Raw genomic sequence first — 18,658 nt, 5'->3', positions numbered from 1 at the left:
ATTTTGCCCTCTTCAATTTTCGGATAATCTCAAAAGATCAAAATAAAATAAACTTTACAAAACACGCTAAGGTGGCTCAATTGGTAAAAATTGTTATCTTAAGTGCTAATGACACACAAAACTATGGTTCGGCGATGATGTGCATAAATCTAATTTATTATCTTTCTAAAAAGATGGGTCCAAATATTTCTTTTATAGTTGATGCTTTAAAAGAAAATGATATTAAACGGCTAACCGATGAAACAGGCAACACACCAAAAATCCTTTGGATGCCAACGAAGAGGGTTCATCATAAAGGTCAAAAACTCAAAGAAGCGATGAAGGAAGTTAGGGGCGCCTTCTTGTCAGCCATAAATATCCTTTCATTAACTCCAACCTGTGTTATTGATGTCGGCGGTGATAATCTGGGCGAGTATTATTACGGCGGTGACATAGCTTTGAATTTAGCCAAAGTACGCTTATTATCTTCCCGAACTCCTGTGTTTTTTGCTGGTCAAACGATAGGTCCTTTCTACTCTTGGCGCAAGTTAATTGTCGGACCGCTGTTAAGTAAATGCCATATCTATGCAAGGGACCGAGCGTCATATAATTATGCGCTTAACGTTCTCCATTGCCAGAATGTTATTGAAACAAGGGACCTTGCTTTTTTAGATTTACCTAAACAATCAAACCTAAATTGGATGAATGCGCCTCTTAAAAAATACGGAATAAAAAGCAACTCATATGTAACGATAGTTGTCTCGGGTCTAAGCCATTTTTACACTTCTAAGCGCGAGAATTATGTCCGCTGTTGGGTGCGTATTTTGGAGAATGTCGCTACAATGACTCGTTTGGAAAGCTACAAATTAGTACTGTTGCCTCACGTTTTGACTGCGAGCCATGATGACCGAAAAATAATAGCTCAAATTAAAGAAAGAATGGAAAAAAGCCTTCAAGACAGATTTGTCTTCATAAATGATGTTCTCTTGCCGAGCGAAGCGCGAAGCATTCTCGGAAATGGTTTGTTCACAATAACTGGTAGGATGCACGCTGCGGTCTCAACTTTGCAAATGGGTAAGCCCGCCTTATCAATATCTTCCAGCGATAAATTCGATGGGGTTATTAAAAGAGGTCTCAATTTAGACGAACTTGTTATAGATGCAGATATTCCCAGTCTTTGGGATTCAGGTGAAGTCGTAAATATACTCTCTGGGCGCGTCAATTATTTACTTGATAACTACGAGAATATTATTGCACGGATCCTGTCTGCTGTGAAGTGCAACAAGGAAAGGGCCTTAACTCAAATTGATTCAATGGCCGATACACTTAAGGAGTTGGAGAATTGAAGCCTGCGATAGAAGAAATAGGCAAGAATAGATGCGCTGGCTGCTATGCTTGTCAAAGTTCTTGTCCATCACACGCCATTTCAACGTCATTAAATGATGAGGGCTTTTTGCTTCCGAATATTGATAAAAACAAATGCACACTTTGCGGGATTTGTCAACACTATTGTCCTATACTTAATCTGCCTGAAGAAAACCCCTCTGTCCCTCAAGTTATTGCAGCCTCATCGCAAAATGATGAATTAAGGCTTCAGAGCTCCTCTGGAGGCATCTTTTCGGAGCTGGCAAGGCAAATTATTGATAATAATGGCTTGGTTTTTGGGGCAGCTTTTGATGAAAATTTTAATTTAAGGCACATCTGTGCGGAAACAGATGAGAACTTGGCACTTCTAAGAGGTTCAAAATATGTTCAAAGTCAAATAGGTAACGCTTACTTAGATGTCTTAAACTCATTAAAGGAAAAAAGGCCAACTCTTTTTTGTGGTACCCCCTGCCAAACTGCCGCCTTGAAAAATCTCGTAGAAAAAGAAAGCACTGCGCAAGGTGTTCAGAAACTATATTTGTGTGATGTCATCTGTCATGGTGTTGGATCGCAACTAGTTTTTGAAGAATACTTGTCATATTTGTCTCTCAAAAAGGCTTCTCGACTGGTAGAATACAGCTTTCGGGATAAGCGTCTTAGTTGGGAAAACTTCGGTTCTAAAGCACGGTTTGCCGACGATTCAGAGTATTTTAAGCTTCACAGACGCGATTCTTTCATGGTGGGATATTTAAGAAACATTTACCTTCGGGAATCATGCTATAACTGCCCTTTTGCGAAAGTTCCAAGAATATCTGATATCACGCTTGGTGACTTTTGGGGAGCGCCCAAGAATCTTTTTGACAAACGGGGTTTGTCGGTAGTTTTAATCAACAATTCAAAAGGTAAAGATTTGATTAATACCCTTGAAAATGTAAAAAAACATAACATTTCGCTTGATCAGGTTAAAAAGGAAAATCCGCGAGTCGCTGAACAATCCATTTATAAGTCTCCCCAAAGGGAAGATTTCTTTAAGACTTTAAAAGTGCGCGGGTATCCTGATGCCGTTGAAATTTTCCTTAAACCTCATGTAAGCTTTGCTGATAGCTTTCTGATGGTAAAATCTGGTTTAAAAAAGGTTTAAGCAATTGGCGATTAAGCAACGGAATATATTTGATACTTCTATCGAGAGACTGGTAATTATTTAGATGTTGAAAATTGGCGCTGCGATAAGGTTGTATTGTCGTAGTTGGTTAGAGCCCCTTGAAGTATTGAAAAGTATGCTTGGAATAAGTTTCACATGCATTGCATGTAAGATTATGTGAGGGAAATTACTATCCAAATTCCACCATTAGATTTTACTGACTTTAGTGTCTTAATAGCGGTAAGTGCTATTGTGATTCTTGCACTATCAGAACTGTTATCTCCATACTACCGTAGTATCAATCTTACAATAAACAAAAGAAGACTGAGATACTTAGCGCTGCTGTTGAGCATCGTATTCTCGGTGGTGTTTATCTTTAGAGTCATAAGCTTTATCGCAAATATTACCTAACGTAGATGATGAAATGCCTGAATCTGTGAACGATAGAGAACAAATAAAGAAACTAATGCTTCACTTTGTTAAAGCTGAAAAGCCCGCTACAGTTCAGCAACTTTTAGACATAATGAAGCTGAAATACTCAATTTCAGATGAAATTATGTTCGAGATCATTGAAAATGAGAGAGAAATATTTTTCGATCAGAAAAAGGGCCGATTTCTTACATTATGGGACCATTTTTTATCGGAGAACGCAACATGGTTTTGGGTGACCATTCTGCTATCTATGGTCGCAACAATAGTTGCATTTATACCTAGCGATTTCTTCCTTGTTGTGTATCTTCGGTATGGGTTGGGTATTCTAATTATTTCCTTTTTACCTGGGTTTGCTTGCGTTAAGGCGTTACATCTTGAAAGAGGCGAAAACAAAAGCTCTTCTGAAACTACCTTAAAAAGAACCGAACAAGTTGCGCTCAGTATTGCCATTAGCTTAGTTATAGCTCCGCTGGTGTGTCTGTTTTTAAATTACTCGCCATGGGGGATAACGTTAGTGCCCCTGATGCTAAGTTTACTTGGGCTGACTGTAATCTTTTCCGTAATAGCGCTAATTATTCAATATTATAGTCTGGCACATCTCTAATTCTGCTATGCGTAATTGCTTTGTGTATGCGCAGTCCTTAGAAAAACGCTATCTCTCAAAATACTCTTGCGCATTTAATGGTAATCCATGTTTTATTGCTGCGTTGCTTGTTTTTTTATCTTAAATTATCTTAGCCTCTTTATACGCCTTCAAATATCTTCGCGTTTTGACTTATGGCTACTAAGGTTTCATTCGTGCAGTAAGGTCCAAAATACCAAATCATGCCTTTGATGAACGTGTATGTTTTTAACATAGCATATGAGTCGTTCACAAATTGAGGCGTAACTATTAGACCTGTTTGCCATGGGCTTGTTGGTGCATACTCGAAGAATATGCAGGGCTTTGATGTGCCTATCATATTGTAGATTGCTTGAGCCCGACTCCAGCTTTGGTTAAGGTTGTCGTTATAGTGAGAGAAACCTACAACATCTGCCTGGCGCATCCCGTCCAAGTATTCTACAATTCCATCAAAGTTTGGGTTGCTATGCCATTCTCCAGCTTTCTCTGTGCTAATTAACATGTTAGCGTGGCTGGCTAGCAGAAGATTGTCTAAGTGGTTTTGCTGTATATAGGTATGGACAAGAGCCATTTTGGTGTTGTAAACATCTGGCGGAATATAGAATGAGTGGCCTTTATCATCACCCCACGGGGTCATGTAATTAGGGAAGTTGTACTCCCACCCGATGTCAAAGATGAGCGTATGACCGCCAGCTATGGCTGATAGTTTCGTTAATAAGTTCAGTATTGCTTGGTCACTTACATTTTGAAGGTTGACAATAGCTAAATCTAGAATAAGGTTGACGTTGTAACTCTGTGCAAGTGCGAAATAGTTTTCGAGCGACCCCAAGCTTACATCGTTGTAGAAAACTGGAGTAATACTTCCATCTTCCGATAGATTTCCTCCCCCTTGAACTAGCGCGTACTTCACGTATGGGCGTGCGACGCTCCAAGAAGAGTACATAACGTTTTGATTGTTTATTAGATGGACAGCAAGGGTGCCTGTATGTACTTGTACTGTTGGAACAATGATGCTCCCTCCGGTGTTGGTTACTATTGTCCCATGTGTAGAAATTTGGCTACTCGTCGATGTTTGGGCAGACGCCCACGAAATTTGACTTATTGGACAAGCCATTACCAAGACTAAAGTGATTAAGAATAATTTCTTAAATCTGTCCATGGTAACGCAACCTGATTTATCGAGTCATAAGGTGTGCGATAAATAATCCTTTTCTGTTTTAGTGCGTTACACTACTACTGTTCAACATAAGTACAGTTCTCGATTTGTCTGAGACCTTATACCGCAAGTAGGGCGAAGAAAAACATAATAATTAAGTAATTCCAGAAATAGCTAAAACTTAGTTATCTCGGGTTAGGCTCTAAAATGAAAAACTCAACTAAAGATAGCACCATTTTGGTGACTGGTGGTGCTGGTTTTATTGGCAGTCATCTTGTTTCTAGATTAGTGGAACTTGGTTATCGAGTTGTAATTTTGGACAACTTGTATACTGGTAAATTAGAGAACCTTAGTTCTGTTCTGAGGTCCGGTTTAGTTGATTTTGTTAAAGGCGACATAACGGATCAAATGACTGTTAAACAATGTGTCACTGATGCTGATTGCGTTATTCATCTTGCTGCCCAAACAAGTGTACCATTTTCTGTTGCAGACCCAGATTTCAACAATAAAGTCAATATCGATGGCTCCCGTATTTTGCTGGAGGAATGCGTTAGCCATTCGGTTAAGAAATTTGTTTTTGTTTCTTCCTGCGCAGTTTATGGTGACCCCACCTATTTACCCTTAGATGAACATCATCCGACAAATCCTATTTCGCCTTACGCTGAATCCAAACGGGTCATCGAGAAGGAGTGCCTTCGGCTTAACGCTGAGCATCTGTTGAATTCAGTTGTTCTGCGATTTTTTAATGTCTATGGGGCTCGGCAAGGATTAAATGATTACAGTGGCGTCATCACCAAGTTCATGGACCGCATCAAATCAAAGCAGTCACTAGTCATCTATGGTGATGGCTCGCAAACTAGAGACTTCGTCTACGTTGAAGACATAGTGAATTCAATTGTGCTAGCGTATGAAAGTTCTACAGTACTCGGCGAGATTTTCAATGTTGGATCAGGTGTAGCGACCTCGATCGAGGAGCTTGCGCAAACTATGTTGAGATTGACGGGGGCAAACTCCCAAATATCTTATTTACCGTACCGACCAGGCGAAATTCGATGCAGCTACGCCAATATTTCTAAGGCAAATGAGCTTTTAGGTTACAAACCACAATTTTTGCTGCCTCGCGGGCTCAGGGACTTGCTAAGTTGGAATGGTTTGCTTAGCAGTTAATTTTTCCTCTTTCTTGTGAATGGTGTAAAAAAGAATTCTTCTTGCGTTAATTGCTCTTGTTATCGGTTGTTGCAATAAGTCAATTTTAGAACTACCCCTTTAAATCAGGAGAAAACTGTAATAAAGAAGTTACGAAAAGGTATGGGAATATGCCTAAACAAAAAAAATGGACCCTGAACCAAATAAGCAAATATCTCCTAATCACTTTAGGCATAATGATAGTTGTCGTTTCCGCATTTTCAGGCTCATCTTTCTTAGCGATTTTGGGAACAGCCGTCGCCTTTTGGGGCGCCATACTTTTTTATTTAACCCCAGTTAAACACTTGCCATTAACGCTTGCCGAATCAATGGCCAATTGCAATAATCAAAATATTGAACGTGTACTTTCTGATTTCGGTTCTGCAGAAAAAGGAATTTATCTCCCCCCCAAGAATTTGGACAATTCAGAATCAAGCTTAATTTTTATTTCTGGGAAGAGCCAAACGCCATCAACGCCTATAGCGGATGTGACTTCACCCCACCCTAATAAGGACGGGTTGTTTATTACTCCCTCAGGCTTTGAGCTTTCTCAATTATTTGAGAAAGAATTAAACACTTCTTTTACAAGACTGGATTTAAAACAATTTGCGGATGCACTTCCTAAGCTTCTTGTAGATAATCTTGAAGTAGCTAAGACTATTGAGCTATCCTATAGTGGGAATACAGTCTCGGCAATAATTACTGACACTGTTTTCGAGAGTATCTGCAAAAAAACTTCGGTGGACTACCCTCACATACATACTCAAATGGGTTGTCTTTTTTCAAGCGCAATAGCTTGTGCTTTGGCAAAAGTAACTGGCAAACCCGTTATCATTCAAAATGAAACTGTAAATCAGGAAAACAAAACTATAACGATAGAATATCAAATGATTAATGATGTGGACTTTGTAATTCCAAAAGTCATTCCTAACGCACCCCTTACCCTTTCGCCTCTTCCAGAATTAACGTCCACAGCGGTCTCTCAGCCTCCTGAAGTTTCGCCTCCTCCTCAAGAGTCAATTGAAATTCCCGAAAGCGAGGATTTGTCTGCTCTACCTGCGGAAAACGCCGATAGCCAACCTACTGCTTTTGAAATCAATGTTCCTTCTGATTCTCTTACGCATTTTAAGAAATCTGGCGATACTGTGCTGCTTGTTCCTGCTGAAATTCCACAATCTCCCTCCTACCGAATTGAAGGTTATACTGATGGCGGAGACGTAACCGTTGGCTTCTTAGAATTCGTCGAAGTTTGTAAAACATCCGAGTCAACGCTTGAATCCGATGTTGCCTCTGTAGAGTACATCACTAAAATCTTTGACCCATCGTCTCCTGCAACTTCGAAAGACTACGACTTAACCTTTTACCTAACAAAATCAGGGTTTAAGACAGTGGCTGATTGGTTAGGCGAAATAAAAGTAACTGATATTATCCCTGAATGCGCAACTGGACACCGAAAACTGTTCTTAATTTATAACATCCAAAAGCCCACGACAAATTAAGTCATCACAAAAAAATGTCTGCTTGAAGTTTGGCGTTATTTTTAAAAACCGCTGTTTTTAAAATAGATAAAGGTAGACCAGAATCAAGAGCTATTTTGTTTCTTCCTCTTGGCTGGCTTAAACAGGCTTTTTGGCAATTTTATTAGTTGCTAGCGAATGCTATTGCATTCTCGGTTGCAGTATATTCGAACGATTGTATGTTAACCTTTGGAATATATTGGGAATACACAAAGCGTATAAAAATCAGATTAATTCTATAAACCGAAACGTTTGGTCATGGTGTGGCTTGGATAAGGCTTTAGCGATAGGTAAGTCTTCAGCGACAAGTAGTTTACAGCTTATGATAGGTGTCGCTGGGTCATCAATTATAATGGCTATTGGCACCTTTGTTTTGGCTGCGTTGCTTAACGCTGATCAAGTCGGCTTATACGGGATGGCTCTCATTCCTTCAACTATTATCGGTTTCTTTAGGGACTGGGGTGTGAATTCTGCATTAACTCAGCAGATAGCTCGCTTAAGAGCCACTGGCAAAGACTATGATGCACATGACCTAATTTACGCCGGTGTGCTCTTCGAGCTCATTAGTGGCATCGTTTTGTCCGTGGTTTGCTTTGCAGTTGCGCAACCGTTAGCTTACTTGCTCAGCCCTAGCGACGTTTCAGAGCTTTCTTTCTACATATCGGTGATGTCTTTTTCAATATTTGGAGGTGCACTTTTCGCTGCCGGTAGCGGCATTTTCCTTGGGTTTGAGCGAATGAAACTTAACAGTTTAACCCTGATTCTTCAGGCGCTCGTAAAAACCGCTTTAGGTCCGCTCTTGATTGTTATTGGGTTTGGTGTGCTAGGCGCCATTTATGCTGCTATGGCTTCATTTGTCGCCGGTGGCATCATCGCGATTCTTATTGTGTATTTTTCTTTGTTCAGACCCTTGGGTAAATGTAAAACTGGTCGCTGTAATATCAAGGCAACTTTGAGGCCTATGCTGAGTTATGGGTTGCCCCTTACGGTTTCGGCAATTGTTTTTGGGGTTTTGCCGCAAGTTTTCGCTTTTACCATGGCGGTTTATGCAGGCAAAGAAATGATGGGCAATTACTATGTATCAACATACTTTGTTATATTAACAACCTTCATCATTCTACCCGTCTCCAACACACTGTTTCCAGTCTTTTCAAAAATTAATCCAGAACGTGAACCCGAACTTCTCAAGACAGTTTTTTCTTCTGCCGTAAAATATATGTCCATACTTCTGGTGCCTGCCTCTTTGCTTTTGATAACGCTGTCAACGCCTGCAATCAATCTGTTGTTCCCCCAAGTTGGCTTTCTGCAAGGCCTAACCGCAATAAGTCCAGTCCCCAAATATCCCTATGCACCTCTTTTCCTTTCACTATCCTGCTTGACTAGCCTGCTTGTTGTAATTGGCTTCTATACTTTGTCAAGTTTCCAAACGGGTCTTCGGCAAACCCGCCAACTCATGAAACAAAGTTTGGTTATGCTAGCTGTGGGTTTGCCTCTTGCATTGGTCGCGGTTGGTTACTTTTACTCCTTTGGCGGTCCAGTTCATGCAGTTGTTGCGGGTATTCTTGGAAACTTCTTTTCGACAGCAATAAATGCTGCTTGGGCTAGTTATTGGTGTTGGAAAACCTATAAGGTGCATGCTGACTTCAAGATTTCCTTCAAAATTCTTGTATCTTCATTGATTGCTTCGGCCGTGGCTTATGTTTTTGTCACGTTTGTTAGTCTGCCTTATTTATTATCGCTTTTCGGCGGCTTAATAATTTTCTTGGTGACATATTTGTCAACTGCTCCACTTTTGGGCGCTATAAACGAGACTGATATTGGGAACTTTAAGTCTATGGTTTCGGGCTTAGGAGCGCTTTCCAAGTTATTTATGGTTCCTTTAAGGTATATGCAGTGGATGTGCCGCTTTAACAACCGTAAATCTGCACTTTGAATTTTATGAACATTAAATTTGTCAAGATAAACCAGTTACTCATATGCGTGTATACAAGCTGTTTAGTTGTATGTCCATTTTTTAGGATCTTCAAGTACATTTTGTCTCTATTTTCGGTTTTGACATGTTTGGGACTTAGTCCTATAGTTAGTTATAGAATACTATATTGGCAATACGCTAAGCATAAAAGAAACGCTAATACTAAGATTTAAGGTAAGACAGGTTGACCTTATGCAAGATGCTAAACTTTCATCCGCCAAGATGGCATCGCCACTGAATCAACATCGGTTAGTTGTCGCCTTAAAGGTGTCCGTGTTGGCCTTGGCGCTTCTTGCATTCTATTTTCAAGATCTAACGCTGGTCTTTAAAGGCGCCATCAGCGATGAATCAACTTTCCATATATTGGCGATTCCATTCATTTTCACTTACTTCATTTATCGAAAACGGAAAATGCTTGGCGCCTCTATCTATTCAAACGAGACTGAGAATAAGCATGGCTTCTTGAAATATTCAGGTTTACTTGTCGGCATAACTTTATCCGCAGTTTCCGTTCTGTTGTATTGGTACGGCAGTTATACCTTTACGCCTTTAGAATATCATGTGATTACTTTGCCTTTCTTTGCTGCCGGATTGATTCTCATCTTATTTAACACTCAGATGCTCAAACAGATGCTGTTTCCTGTGGCTTTTCTAATATTCCTAACGCCACCTCCCTCAGAAATCCTCTACGGTGTAGGTTCGGCTCTTGCCAATCTAAGCGCGATAGCATCTAATGGTCTTGCTAACGTTTTCGGTTTTAATGCCACGTTGTCTTCAAGTGATTATGGTCCAATGATTACTATTCTCAGACCCGACGGCACATCTTTACCATTCAATGTTAGTGTGGCTTGCTCAGGAATCTACAGCATAATTGGCTTTATGATTTTTGCAGTTTTTATCGCCTATATAACAAAAGGCAAACTGCTTAACAAGCTAATAATCCTCATACTAGGTATCCCCTTAATCATAGGGTTAAACATCACCCGAATAACCACCATTCTAGGAATCGCTTACAATTGGGGCGAAGATTTAGCGCTTCAGGTATTCCACACCTTTGGCGCAACCGTGCTCATGTTCATAGGTACCCTTATACTGCTTGGCGTAACTGAAAAAGTCTTCAAAAAACCGCCCGCTCCACAGATTTGCCCTGCATGCACACCTACGCCAAAAAACCTCACCTTAGAATTTTGTTCAAACTGCGGCAAAATCTTCAAAACTCCAAAAATTAGACTAAACAAAATCGACATAGCAAAAGTGGCTGGAGTAGTTTTGGTAATAATCGCGCTTTTATCCATCCAGGCTCCCGTCTTCGCTTTAACTGAGGGTCCTGCAGAAATTATGATTCAAGCGCCTTCAGGTACTCAGGTTACTCCTTCAAATTCTTCTTTACCTGCCGTTAAGGGCTATAACCTAAATTATGTTTATCGTGATGTCTCTTTTGAGCAGACCTCGGGCAATGATGCAGCTTTGGTTTATTGTTATTCTCCAACCAATTCCTCTGCTTCAGCTGTCTGGGTTGCTGTTCAAATTGCTGAGAGTTCCACGTCGCAGCACCGCTGGGAAACATGTCTGATTAACTTCCCTCTGAGTCAAGGTGAAGAAGCAACAGTTGAGCAGCTAGATCTGCAAGATATCCAACTTCAAGATAACCCGCCTTTGATGGCGCGTTACTTTGCATTCCGATATCTCAGCTCAGGACAAATGGAAGTGGTCCTCTACTGGTTTGAAACTGCCACATTCGATGTGAACGGCACAGCTCAAACCAAGAGCGTCATGATGAGTCTAATAATGTACCCGCAATCTGTAGACGAAATCAGCTCTTGTGAAGCTCAAGAGCTTCCCATTGCACAAGCAATCAACGATTTCTGGCAACCTATCCGCAGTTGGAGTGTTGTTTCCTTGGCCATTAGCCAAAATGGGCTGCTGCTCTCCATCGGCGCAGCATCAGTCTTGATGCTTATTATCATCTATTCAATTTTCCTTAACCGAAAGGAAAAGATGTCGTTACTGACGATGTATCAGAAACTTCCTGTACCGGAACAGTATCTTATAAAAGCAGTTGAAGCCGTAGGCGAACAGAAATCCACTCAGGCTATCGCTGAGGAATACTCAAAGCTTTCCAACATGCCCACGTCAGAGGCAGCTGTAATGGAGAAGCTAAATGCGGCTGAGAAAGCTGGATTAGTTGCTCGGACTTTAGCTAATCGTAATGATTCACCCGTTCAGGTTTGGCAAAGTCGGTTGCCTAAGTCCACTGGCTTTTTTCTAACTCGCTATTTTTAAGGATCCTTTTCCATCCTTTCTTTTTTATTTAGCTATTGCTGTTTTTGTGTACCTGTTAGCTAAAACAATATTTGTTTAGAAAAATAGAGAGACGATACTTTCCTGTTGATTTTTGAGTGATAAATCCGCTATTTTCTGTGTCTCAAAATATGTCTGCTATTGTCGGGCGATGGGCGGGCTGTCCTAAGAATCAGCTAGCGTAGATTTTTGCCTAAAATAAGATGAGCTTTCAAGTCAACGACATAAACTGTTTTGAAGTAGGGGCTGTTTAGCAGATCAGACATTACCTCGGGGTACTTATCGCCATAATAGGCTTTCACAACCGTTAACAGGTCGTCCTCGTTTATTTGCTGCCCATCCTTTAACCCTAAATCATCCATAACTGCTAGCGCTTTCTTGTTGTTTTCCATAACCAACCCCTCTTCATTTTGACACCTGAACATATTTAACATTTAGCGAAAGGTCAACGCAGATAGCGATAATTTTTAGTACATACTAACTTTTACGCCGCCACAAAAACACGGATAGTTAAAAGCCTACGGAATAGTTTTTTCTGGTTTCTCGGCCAGTGGCATTGAAAACAATCGGAGTGTGTTGATGCTATTCCTTTAAAAATTAGGTGTAATAGCAAGCAACCGAGGCGTTGATTAGCTTTTTTTATTTTATATATTTGTTTTGTGAATTGATTTTGTGGGCTCTAGCGTGACCATTAAGGCAGGTGTTATGTGTGGAGGATAGTCACGTATCGCTTGATGAGCAAAATAATTCTGAAAAAATTGCCGCGGTTCTGAGGAGTACCCAGAGGAAATATCAAACATTAGTTGAGACCCTAAGTGACTTTGTGTGGGAAACTGACCAAACGGGGAGGTGCACCTTTGCCAGTCCACAGGTTGAGAAACTATGGGGGTTCAAACCTGCGGACATGATTGGGAAAACCCCTTTTGAGTTGATGCCTCAAGTCGACAGCGAACGAACCATCGAAACGTTTAGTGAACATGCAAAGAGTAAACAGCCCATCAGAGGATACGTATCAGCCGCCTACGATGCATATGGACGATTATTTTATGTTGAAACCAGTGCGGAACCCTACTTTGACGACAAAGGGGAGCTACTTGGGTATAGAGGAATAACCCGAGATATTACCGAACGCAAAAAGACTGAAGAAGCACTGCGCAAAAGCGAGCTTAAACTCAAAACCTACACCAATAACCTTAAAAAAATTGTTGAAGAACGAACCCGACAACTTCAAGAAAAAGAACGTCTAGCCGCTATCGGCGCTACCGCGGGCATGGTTGGGCACGATATACGCAATCCCCTCCAAGCTATAGTAAGCGAGGTCTATTTGCTAAGAGATGCCCTATCGAATTTGCCTGAAGGTCCCACAAAAAGTGAAGTAGACGAGAGTTTAGATGGCATTGACCAAAATATCAGCTACATAAACAAGATTGTGCTAGACTTACAGGATTACTCAAAAGCACTCTACCCAGAATACACTCGCCTCGACATATCCGAATTGATGTCGAGCATAATCAACGATATGTGCATTCCTAACAATATAGACGTAGTAATTTCCTCGAACACGTTTATCAAAATATCAACCGACCCAACCTACATCAAACGCGTCTTGACTAATCTGATAAACAATGCAATTCAAGCCATGCCCACTGGAGGCGTGTTAGACTTAGCAACCTACCGCAGAGGTAACTCAGTGATAATCATCGTTGCTGACACGGGGGTAGGCATCCCAGAAGAGATCAAATCAAAAGTTTTTTCGCCCATGACCACCACCAAGTCAAAGGGGCAGGGATTAGGCTTAGCCGTTGCGAAGCGACTAGTTGAGGCGTTAAATGGGAAAATCAGTTTTGAAAGTGTAGAAGGTAAAGGAACAAAATTCAAAATAGTGCTACCCAATAAATAAACAGCAGCACAAACTTTCAAGGGCATAATTAGTTAAATATCCTCTTTCCTTAAGTTTAATGTCCTCTTATGGATTTGAATACTATCAACCTCGTAAAAGTAAGAGCGTTTCTGCTCACCCAAGCAAGAGACTGGTTCAAAAATAACGGCTACCTTGAAGTGCAATCCCCCATTATAGTGCCTGCGCTTACGCAATCGTCCAATTCTTTTGAGGTCAAATACTACGATAAAGGGGCGCGTTTAACAAAGGGTTTTTTGCCGTACGGCTTAGCCTTTTCTGGCGCCTTAGGAAACGTTTACACCCTTACACCGGGCTTCCGCATAGAACAACCAAGCAAAAGACACTTAACCGAATACTGGAGACTAGAAGCCCTACAAACTGACGATTTTTTAGCAAACCTCAAAATCCAAGAAAACTTAATTGCCTACCTCTGTCAATCCTTGCCCGAAATAAAAGAAGCCCTATCTTGCTTGCACAAGCCCAATAATTTAGCCACAATAGAGGCGCCCTTTAGCAGGTTAACTTATGATGAAGCTATTGAAATGCTTCAGGCAGACGGTTTTGATATACAATGGGGCGAAGAAATAGCGTGGGCAATGGAGCGGCACCTCAGCTTCAAGTTTGAAAAACCGTTTTTTATATGGAAATTCCCCTATGGTCCTGAAACATTTTTTGCTAAACAAGACCCCGCCCAAGATGAGTTATCCCTCACGGCTGACCTGATTGCACCCGAAGGGTTTGGAGAAATCTCAAGCAGCTTAGAACTAATAACCGACAGCAACAAGATGTCCCAATTAATCACCGAAGCGGGAATGGACAAACAAAATAGCATTTGGCTATCAAGCATGATACCAAACAATCTTGAACATTGTAGTGCGTTTGCATTGGGCGTCGAACGGTTTATCCAGTGGATATGCAAAATCCCCGAAATCAAACAAACAGTCCCGTTCCCCAGATTGCCTGACGAAGTCTATCCTTGAGGGCGGATTTTTTTAACTTTTTCCAAGTGTTCTTGTAGTCGGTACTTTTCTAAAAGCTCATGTGACATAAGTTCAGGTGAGAGAAATATTGGTATGACTGAAAGAAAAATGATAAAACAGGTAAGTAGAGAGATTGTCTGAAGACTTAACGGCAATGCAGGCTGATATATGACGCCTATCCCCGCCGCCGTAAGGTACGGTACCAAGCCTAAGGCATAGAGTTTTCCAGCATTTTCATTGTGTGAAAGGTCGCCAAAAATCACAAGGATATAGATAACAAAAAGGATGCCCCAGCTAAGCCCATTCAAAAAATACATCCCGCTAAGCATTATTTGCCCACTCAACATACCGCCTATCACCGCGCTAAGCCCGTAGATAGTTAAACTGATTGCGAGGGTTGTTCGGCGGCCCGAAAAATCTGCAAGCACGCCCGCTATCAAAGTTCCGATGCTCACGCCCAAGGCTTGTAACCCTACCAAAAAGATGTGGAACTCGGGTGTACCTGTTTTCATTACGTCAATCGATATTATTTTTGCAAGCGTTGCATTAACAATAGAGAACAAAATCCAAGGTGTCAAATACAGTGCGATGGTTCTTTTTTCAAAATAAACGCGATTATTCTGCTGATTGATAGTTTGTTGGTTTTTGTTTAGTACGGTGCAGATAAACAATCCTAAGCTTAAGATTGATATTAAACCAAAAAAGTAAAAAACAGTTTTGGGGAATAGGTCGAGCAGAAAAACGAAAGGGAGCACTATAAATGCGGTTAGCCCCGCAATGCGCCCTCGGTTAATTAGTGACGTTACGTCTTTGAAGCTTTTAAAAAAGGAGAGGATGCTAACACCGATAACTGCTGCGGTCAGCCCTGCAATAATGAAAGATAAAACTTCACTTCCAACACAAAAAAGCGCAGTAGAAATAATCATTATGCTCGACGCAAAATAAGCCAGATAGATTTTGTTTATTTTCTCAATAAAAAAGCTCCCTACAAGCAATGAGATTACGACATCAAACGTTAGGGTTATGGTAGCTATTATGCGGTTTTCTGGGCTGATAAATAGGTTTGGAACCAGTACGGTGAATGCGTAGTAGGATGCTAGAACGTAAAAGAACATGAAGGTACAGGCGACAAAATTTTTCCATGTGATTGTGATGCCGATTTTTAGTGGTGCAAGCATTCTGCTTCCTCCCCTTTCTCATTACTAATTACTTGAATAAGCTTAAAAGCGATATGATGCAATATAACACGTCTGGTGGCTAAAATGCAAACCCTTGGTATAAGAGTAAATGAATTTTCAGGATATTTGCAATCTCTAGCATCCTCCGAATACTGCAAAAAGGTTGAAGAAGCGGTAGAGAAAAAAGACCACAAATCTTTGGTCACAATATGCAGAAAAGCAAAAATACCCTCGAAATACACCAGCGCAATCGTCTCTACATTAATGCATATGGCTACTCCACAACAGAAATATCCTGAATGGATTTAGAAGCAACACTTTCCCAAAAAATCTGAGACTGAATGTCAGCAAATGTCGCTAAAGCAGTGCTGACATCTGTTCTTTTTATCTTACTGATCGCCTCTAACGCTTGGCGCGTATGCTCTTCAATCATGTTTGAAATATGTCTAAATGCGCCTGTAGAAAGAAAAACTGTAATTAATTCTGAGAGCACACAGGGGTCAACAGACTGTTTATTTTTCAACCCTTGGATTGCCCCTGCAAGACTATTAGATTGCTCCTGAGCCCACAAGAACGAGTAAGGAAGCCGGTTCTCATTTATTTTTTGAACCAACTCAACGGTGAAATTAAGTGACACATGAAAATCCTGCTTTAGGGCCAAAATTATCCCGAGTTCACAACCATATTTTTCTAAAGCTTCCTGCTCTTCAAGGGAGCCATTGCCGATTATTGCTCCAATTTTTGTTATTGTAGCTAAATTAATGGATTCAGATTCAATTTTTAGTAACTTGGCTTTGCTCGTTTGGTTTTCTTGTTGGCGCATTTTTATGCTGTTGGTTTCTTCGGTAGCCATACTTGTCCAAAGTTGCCACATTATTTTTGATACTGCCGTCTTTTTCCCGTTTTCCATTTTTGCGTCTGCGAAGATAAGAAATGCTTTAGCTGTCGAGAGTCCTCCAAGTATTAATGCTTGGGCTTGACCGAATTTTCCATATACTGTGGGTTTAAATGATTTGTATCGTGCATTGTCTATGATGTCGTCCCAGGTGGTAAAACTGAGGTTTGTTAAACACATGGCTAATGCAGCGTCATCAACGTCGTTTTTTTGTCCTCCAACAGCTAAGCAAGATAGTCTCATCAGGGCAGGTGTTAGGTCCAGCCAGTTTGTTTTTATGAATTGCAGGGGTTCTTCTATCTGGTTGAGTGAGGGGTCTTCTAGGAGGATGTTTCTTGCTTTGTCGGCGATGTCTTGACCGTATTCTCTAAGTATAGTTAAGCCTTTTTGCTCGGCACTTGACATGTCTTTGTTTATTGTGTCGGACTATTTTTAACACTGCTGGCGCTTTTTTGTTTCAGGTTGTCTGCCATAATTTTATATGCGTATGTCTGTAACTACACAAATACACTTGCTTGGGAGGGAGCTATAAAACGACAGGAGAGCAAGCAGACAGACCATTACTTGAAGAAATATTAAAACAACTAAAAGCACTTAATCTAAAAATGGACTTGCTCGTAAAAAAGAGCACAACCGTTTCTCAGGAAGCCAACCCTTCTGAGCTCGATATTTTCACCCTGATGGAGTTACCCCAATCTCTACGAAAAACCGTAATGGCGCTATACAAATTAAAAAGAGCAACCGCAAGCGAAATTTCTAAAGAAACTGGTCGAAAACGAGCTCTAGAGAGCGCTTTAGCCAACGAATTAGTTCGACTAGGCTATGTTGCCAAGGAACGCGCATCTCACGATGTCTACTTTAAAATAGAATCCTCAAAACGGAGGTACTAAAAATGACTAGATGTATTGCAATTCACTCATCTCGGGGCGGAACCGGAAAAACCGTCATAGCCTCAAACATAGCAGGAACCCTTGCTTCCAGAGGAAAAAAAGTGCTCTTACTAGACTTTGATTTTCGCGCTCCAAGCCTGTGCACAGTTTTCTCTAAAGCCATAAGCGAACCAATCAATTGCTGGCTAAATGACTATTTTAACGGCCAATGCTCAGATAGTGACGTCCCCATTGACATATCTGCAGGATTTGGTCTAACGCCAGGTTGTCTCTATGTAGGTTTAGCAAATCCATCAATCAGCGCTATCAAAAGCATGATCGATAAAAGCAGGTCTTGGGAAGTTAATGTCGTCAAAAAATTATTTTCCCTTTTGTCTTTTTGCCAAAAAAAGGGAATCGACTACTGCATAATCGACAACAGCCCCGGCGTACAATATTCTTCTCTAAATGCCTTAGCGGTTGCAGATATATGTCTGATTATAACAAGTGCGGATATAGTTGATTTGTACGGAACAAGCGAAATGATAAAAGAAGTCTACGAAAAAATCGACCGCAAAGCAGCCATTATTCTAAACAAGTTTTCCCCCGAAGGAAGAAACCAAAATTATGTAGACATCACCTTCGTCGAGTTGACACTTGGCAGAAAAGTAATCTGCAACATACCTTGCTACTGCGAAGTTTTACAAGCCAACCGAATGGGACTATTGGCCATCCAGTTACCCGAACATCCCTTTGTGAAGAAAATATCTGAGGTTATTGAAAAAATTGACTCAATGTGTCAGTGGTAGAAAAATCAAATTGGATGGCTCTCAAAGAAGGTGGTTGCCTGAGAATAAACAGTTAACTGACGTTTTTCAATTGCTTTTGCTTTGTGTGATTTCAGAGGGCAAGCCGCTTAGTAAACAAGGAATCAATAAAGCGTTAAAAAACAAAATAGGTCTAAACATTAACACTGAAACATTGGACACTCTGCTGGATGCATTGTGGTTTGAAGATATGATTTGTAGTGTTCCCTTTAATGGCAAAAGCCATTTTATTTTAACTGAAAAAGGGAAGATGATGTTGGAAGCTAATTTGAAGAGTCACCGAAGAACGTAAAACACAAGTTACTGCCGCCAAAAGCACCATGACCGTTTGAGGGATAT

17 protein-coding genes are annotated in these 18,658 nt (G+C 40.8%); 13 read left to right on the top strand and 4 right to left on the bottom strand.

Annotation, left to right across the window (positions count from 1 at the left end; translation table 11 throughout):
* The first annotated feature begins 80 nt into the window (after window positions 1-80).
* The 3 genes from NWE92_10920 to NWE92_10910 all read left to right on the top strand — a co-directional run bounded on the left by NWE92_10920 (window position 81) and on the right by NWE92_10910 (window position 3,521).
* Window positions 81-1,325 carry a polysaccharide pyruvyl transferase family protein gene (locus tag NWE92_10920; protein ID MCW4030143.1) on the top strand — a complete coding sequence of 415 codons (1,245 nt, stop codon included), beginning with the start codon at window positions 81-83 and terminating at the stop codon, window positions 1,323-1,325.
* A complete protein-coding gene (locus NWE92_10915; GenBank protein ID MCW4030142.1) occupies window positions 1,322-2,485 on the top strand; it encodes a Coenzyme F420 hydrogenase/dehydrogenase, beta subunit C-terminal domain in 1,164 nt (387 codons plus the stop codon). The genes NWE92_10920 and NWE92_10915 overlap by 4 nt, the downstream gene beginning before the upstream one ends.
* Window positions 2,486-2,909: 424 nt before the next feature.
* Entirely contained in the window at window positions 2,910-3,521 is a 612-nt protein-coding gene (locus NWE92_10910) for a DUF1616 domain-containing protein (protein ID MCW4030141.1), read from the top strand.
* A gap of 139 nt (window positions 3,522-3,660) precedes the next feature.
* On the opposite strand, the gene NWE92_10905 is transcribed toward NWE92_10910, so the two are convergent.
* Window positions 3,661-4,698, bottom strand: coding sequence for a hypothetical protein (locus tag NWE92_10905; GenBank protein ID MCW4030140.1), 1,038 nt, complete (start codon window positions 4,696-4,698; stop codon window positions 3,661-3,663).
* A 204-nt stretch (window positions 4,699-4,902) separates the two neighbouring features.
* Between NWE92_10905 and NWE92_10900 the strand changes: the two genes are divergently transcribed.
* From NWE92_10900 to NWE92_10885, 4 genes are all read left to right on the top strand, one after another.
* The gene (locus NWE92_10900; GenBank protein MCW4030139.1) at window positions 4,903-5,862 is read left to right on the top strand and encodes an SDR family NAD(P)-dependent oxidoreductase; all 960 of its coding nucleotides are present in this window, start codon (window positions 4,903-4,905) and stop codon (window positions 5,860-5,862) included.
* Window positions 5,863-6,011: 149 nt separating this feature from the next.
* The gene (locus NWE92_10895; GenBank protein MCW4030138.1) at window positions 6,012-7,379 is read left to right on the top strand and encodes a hypothetical protein; all 1,368 of its coding nucleotides are present in this window, start codon (window positions 6,012-6,014) and stop codon (window positions 7,377-7,379) included.
* A gap of 286 nt (window positions 7,380-7,665) precedes the next feature.
* A complete protein-coding gene (locus NWE92_10890; protein MCW4030137.1) occupies window positions 7,666-9,330 on the top strand; it encodes an oligosaccharide flippase family protein in 1,665 nt (554 codons plus the stop codon).
* A gap of 231 nt (window positions 9,331-9,561) precedes the next feature.
* Window positions 9,562-11,652 (top strand): exosortase/archaeosortase family protein, encoded by a 2,091-nt coding sequence (locus NWE92_10885; GenBank protein ID MCW4030136.1) that lies wholly within the window; start codon window positions 9,562-9,564, stop codon window positions 11,650-11,652.
* 194 nt (window positions 11,653-11,846) lie between these two features.
* Here the strand turns inward: NWE92_10885 and NWE92_10880 are convergent, their stop codons facing one another.
* The gene (locus NWE92_10880; GenBank protein MCW4030135.1) at window positions 11,847-12,062 is read right to left on the bottom strand and encodes a hypothetical protein; all 216 of its coding nucleotides are present in this window, start codon (window positions 12,060-12,062) and stop codon (window positions 11,847-11,849) included.
* 317 nt (window positions 12,063-12,379) lie between these two features.
* On the opposite strand from NWE92_10880, the gene NWE92_10875 reads away from it, so the two are divergent.
* The gene (locus NWE92_10875) at window positions 12,380-13,570 is read left to right on the top strand and encodes a PAS domain S-box protein (protein MCW4030134.1); all 1,191 of its coding nucleotides are present in this window, start codon (window positions 12,380-12,382) and stop codon (window positions 13,568-13,570) included.
* A gap of 68 nt (window positions 13,571-13,638) precedes the next feature.
* Window positions 13,639-14,550, top strand: a complete 912-nt coding sequence (locus tag NWE92_10870) for a hypothetical protein (GenBank protein MCW4030133.1) — start codon at window positions 13,639-13,641, stop codon at window positions 14,548-14,550.
* Here the strand turns inward: NWE92_10870 and NWE92_10865 are convergent.
* Entirely contained in the window at window positions 14,541-15,728 is a 1,188-nt protein-coding gene (locus NWE92_10865; protein ID MCW4030132.1) for a hypothetical protein, read from the bottom strand. The two genes, NWE92_10870 and NWE92_10865, sit on opposite strands and share 10 nt — an antisense overlap.
* A gap of 84 nt (window positions 15,729-15,812) precedes the next feature.
* On the opposite strand from NWE92_10865, the gene NWE92_10860 reads away from it, so the two are divergent.
* Window positions 15,813-16,037, top strand: coding sequence for a hypothetical protein (locus NWE92_10860; protein MCW4030131.1), 225 nt, complete (start codon window positions 15,813-15,815; stop codon window positions 16,035-16,037).
* On the opposite strand, the gene NWE92_10855 is transcribed toward NWE92_10860, so the two are convergent.
* On the bottom strand, window positions 16,003-17,028 hold the full coding sequence (locus NWE92_10855) for a polyprenyl synthetase family protein (GenBank protein MCW4030130.1): 1,026 nt from the start codon (window positions 17,026-17,028) through the stop codon (window positions 16,003-16,005). The genes NWE92_10860 and NWE92_10855 overlap by 35 nt on opposite strands.
* Before the next feature lie 200 nt (window positions 17,029-17,228).
* Between NWE92_10855 and NWE92_10850 the strand changes: the two genes are divergently transcribed.
* Genes NWE92_10850 through NWE92_10840 form a run of 3 tightly spaced genes read left to right on the top strand, consistent with a single transcriptional unit; the run spans window position 17,229 to window position 18,611 of the window.
* Window positions 17,229-17,513 (top strand): MarR family transcriptional regulator, encoded by a 285-nt coding sequence (locus NWE92_10850; protein ID MCW4030129.1) that lies wholly within the window; start codon window positions 17,229-17,231, stop codon window positions 17,511-17,513.
* A gap of 2 nt (window positions 17,514-17,515) precedes the next feature.
* Window positions 17,516-18,301: a ParA family protein gene (locus NWE92_10845; GenBank protein ID MCW4030128.1), complete on the top strand. Its 786-nt coding sequence runs from the start codon at window positions 17,516-17,518 to the stop codon at window positions 18,299-18,301.
* Complete coding sequence (locus NWE92_10840; protein MCW4030127.1) at window positions 18,279-18,611, top strand: hypothetical protein; 333 nt, start codon at window positions 18,279-18,281, stop codon at window positions 18,609-18,611. Before NWE92_10845 ends, NWE92_10840 begins: the two co-directional genes overlap by 23 nt.
* The last annotated feature ends 47 nt before the right edge of the window (window positions 18,612-18,658 follow it).

The organism is Candidatus Bathyarchaeota archaeon (assembly GCA_026014745.1).
Lineage (GTDB): Archaea > Thermoproteota > Bathyarchaeia > Bathyarchaeales > Bathycorpusculaceae > Bathycorpusculum.
Note: the sequence above shows the minus strand (reverse complement) of the source record. Positions and strands in the feature narration are given on the sequence as shown.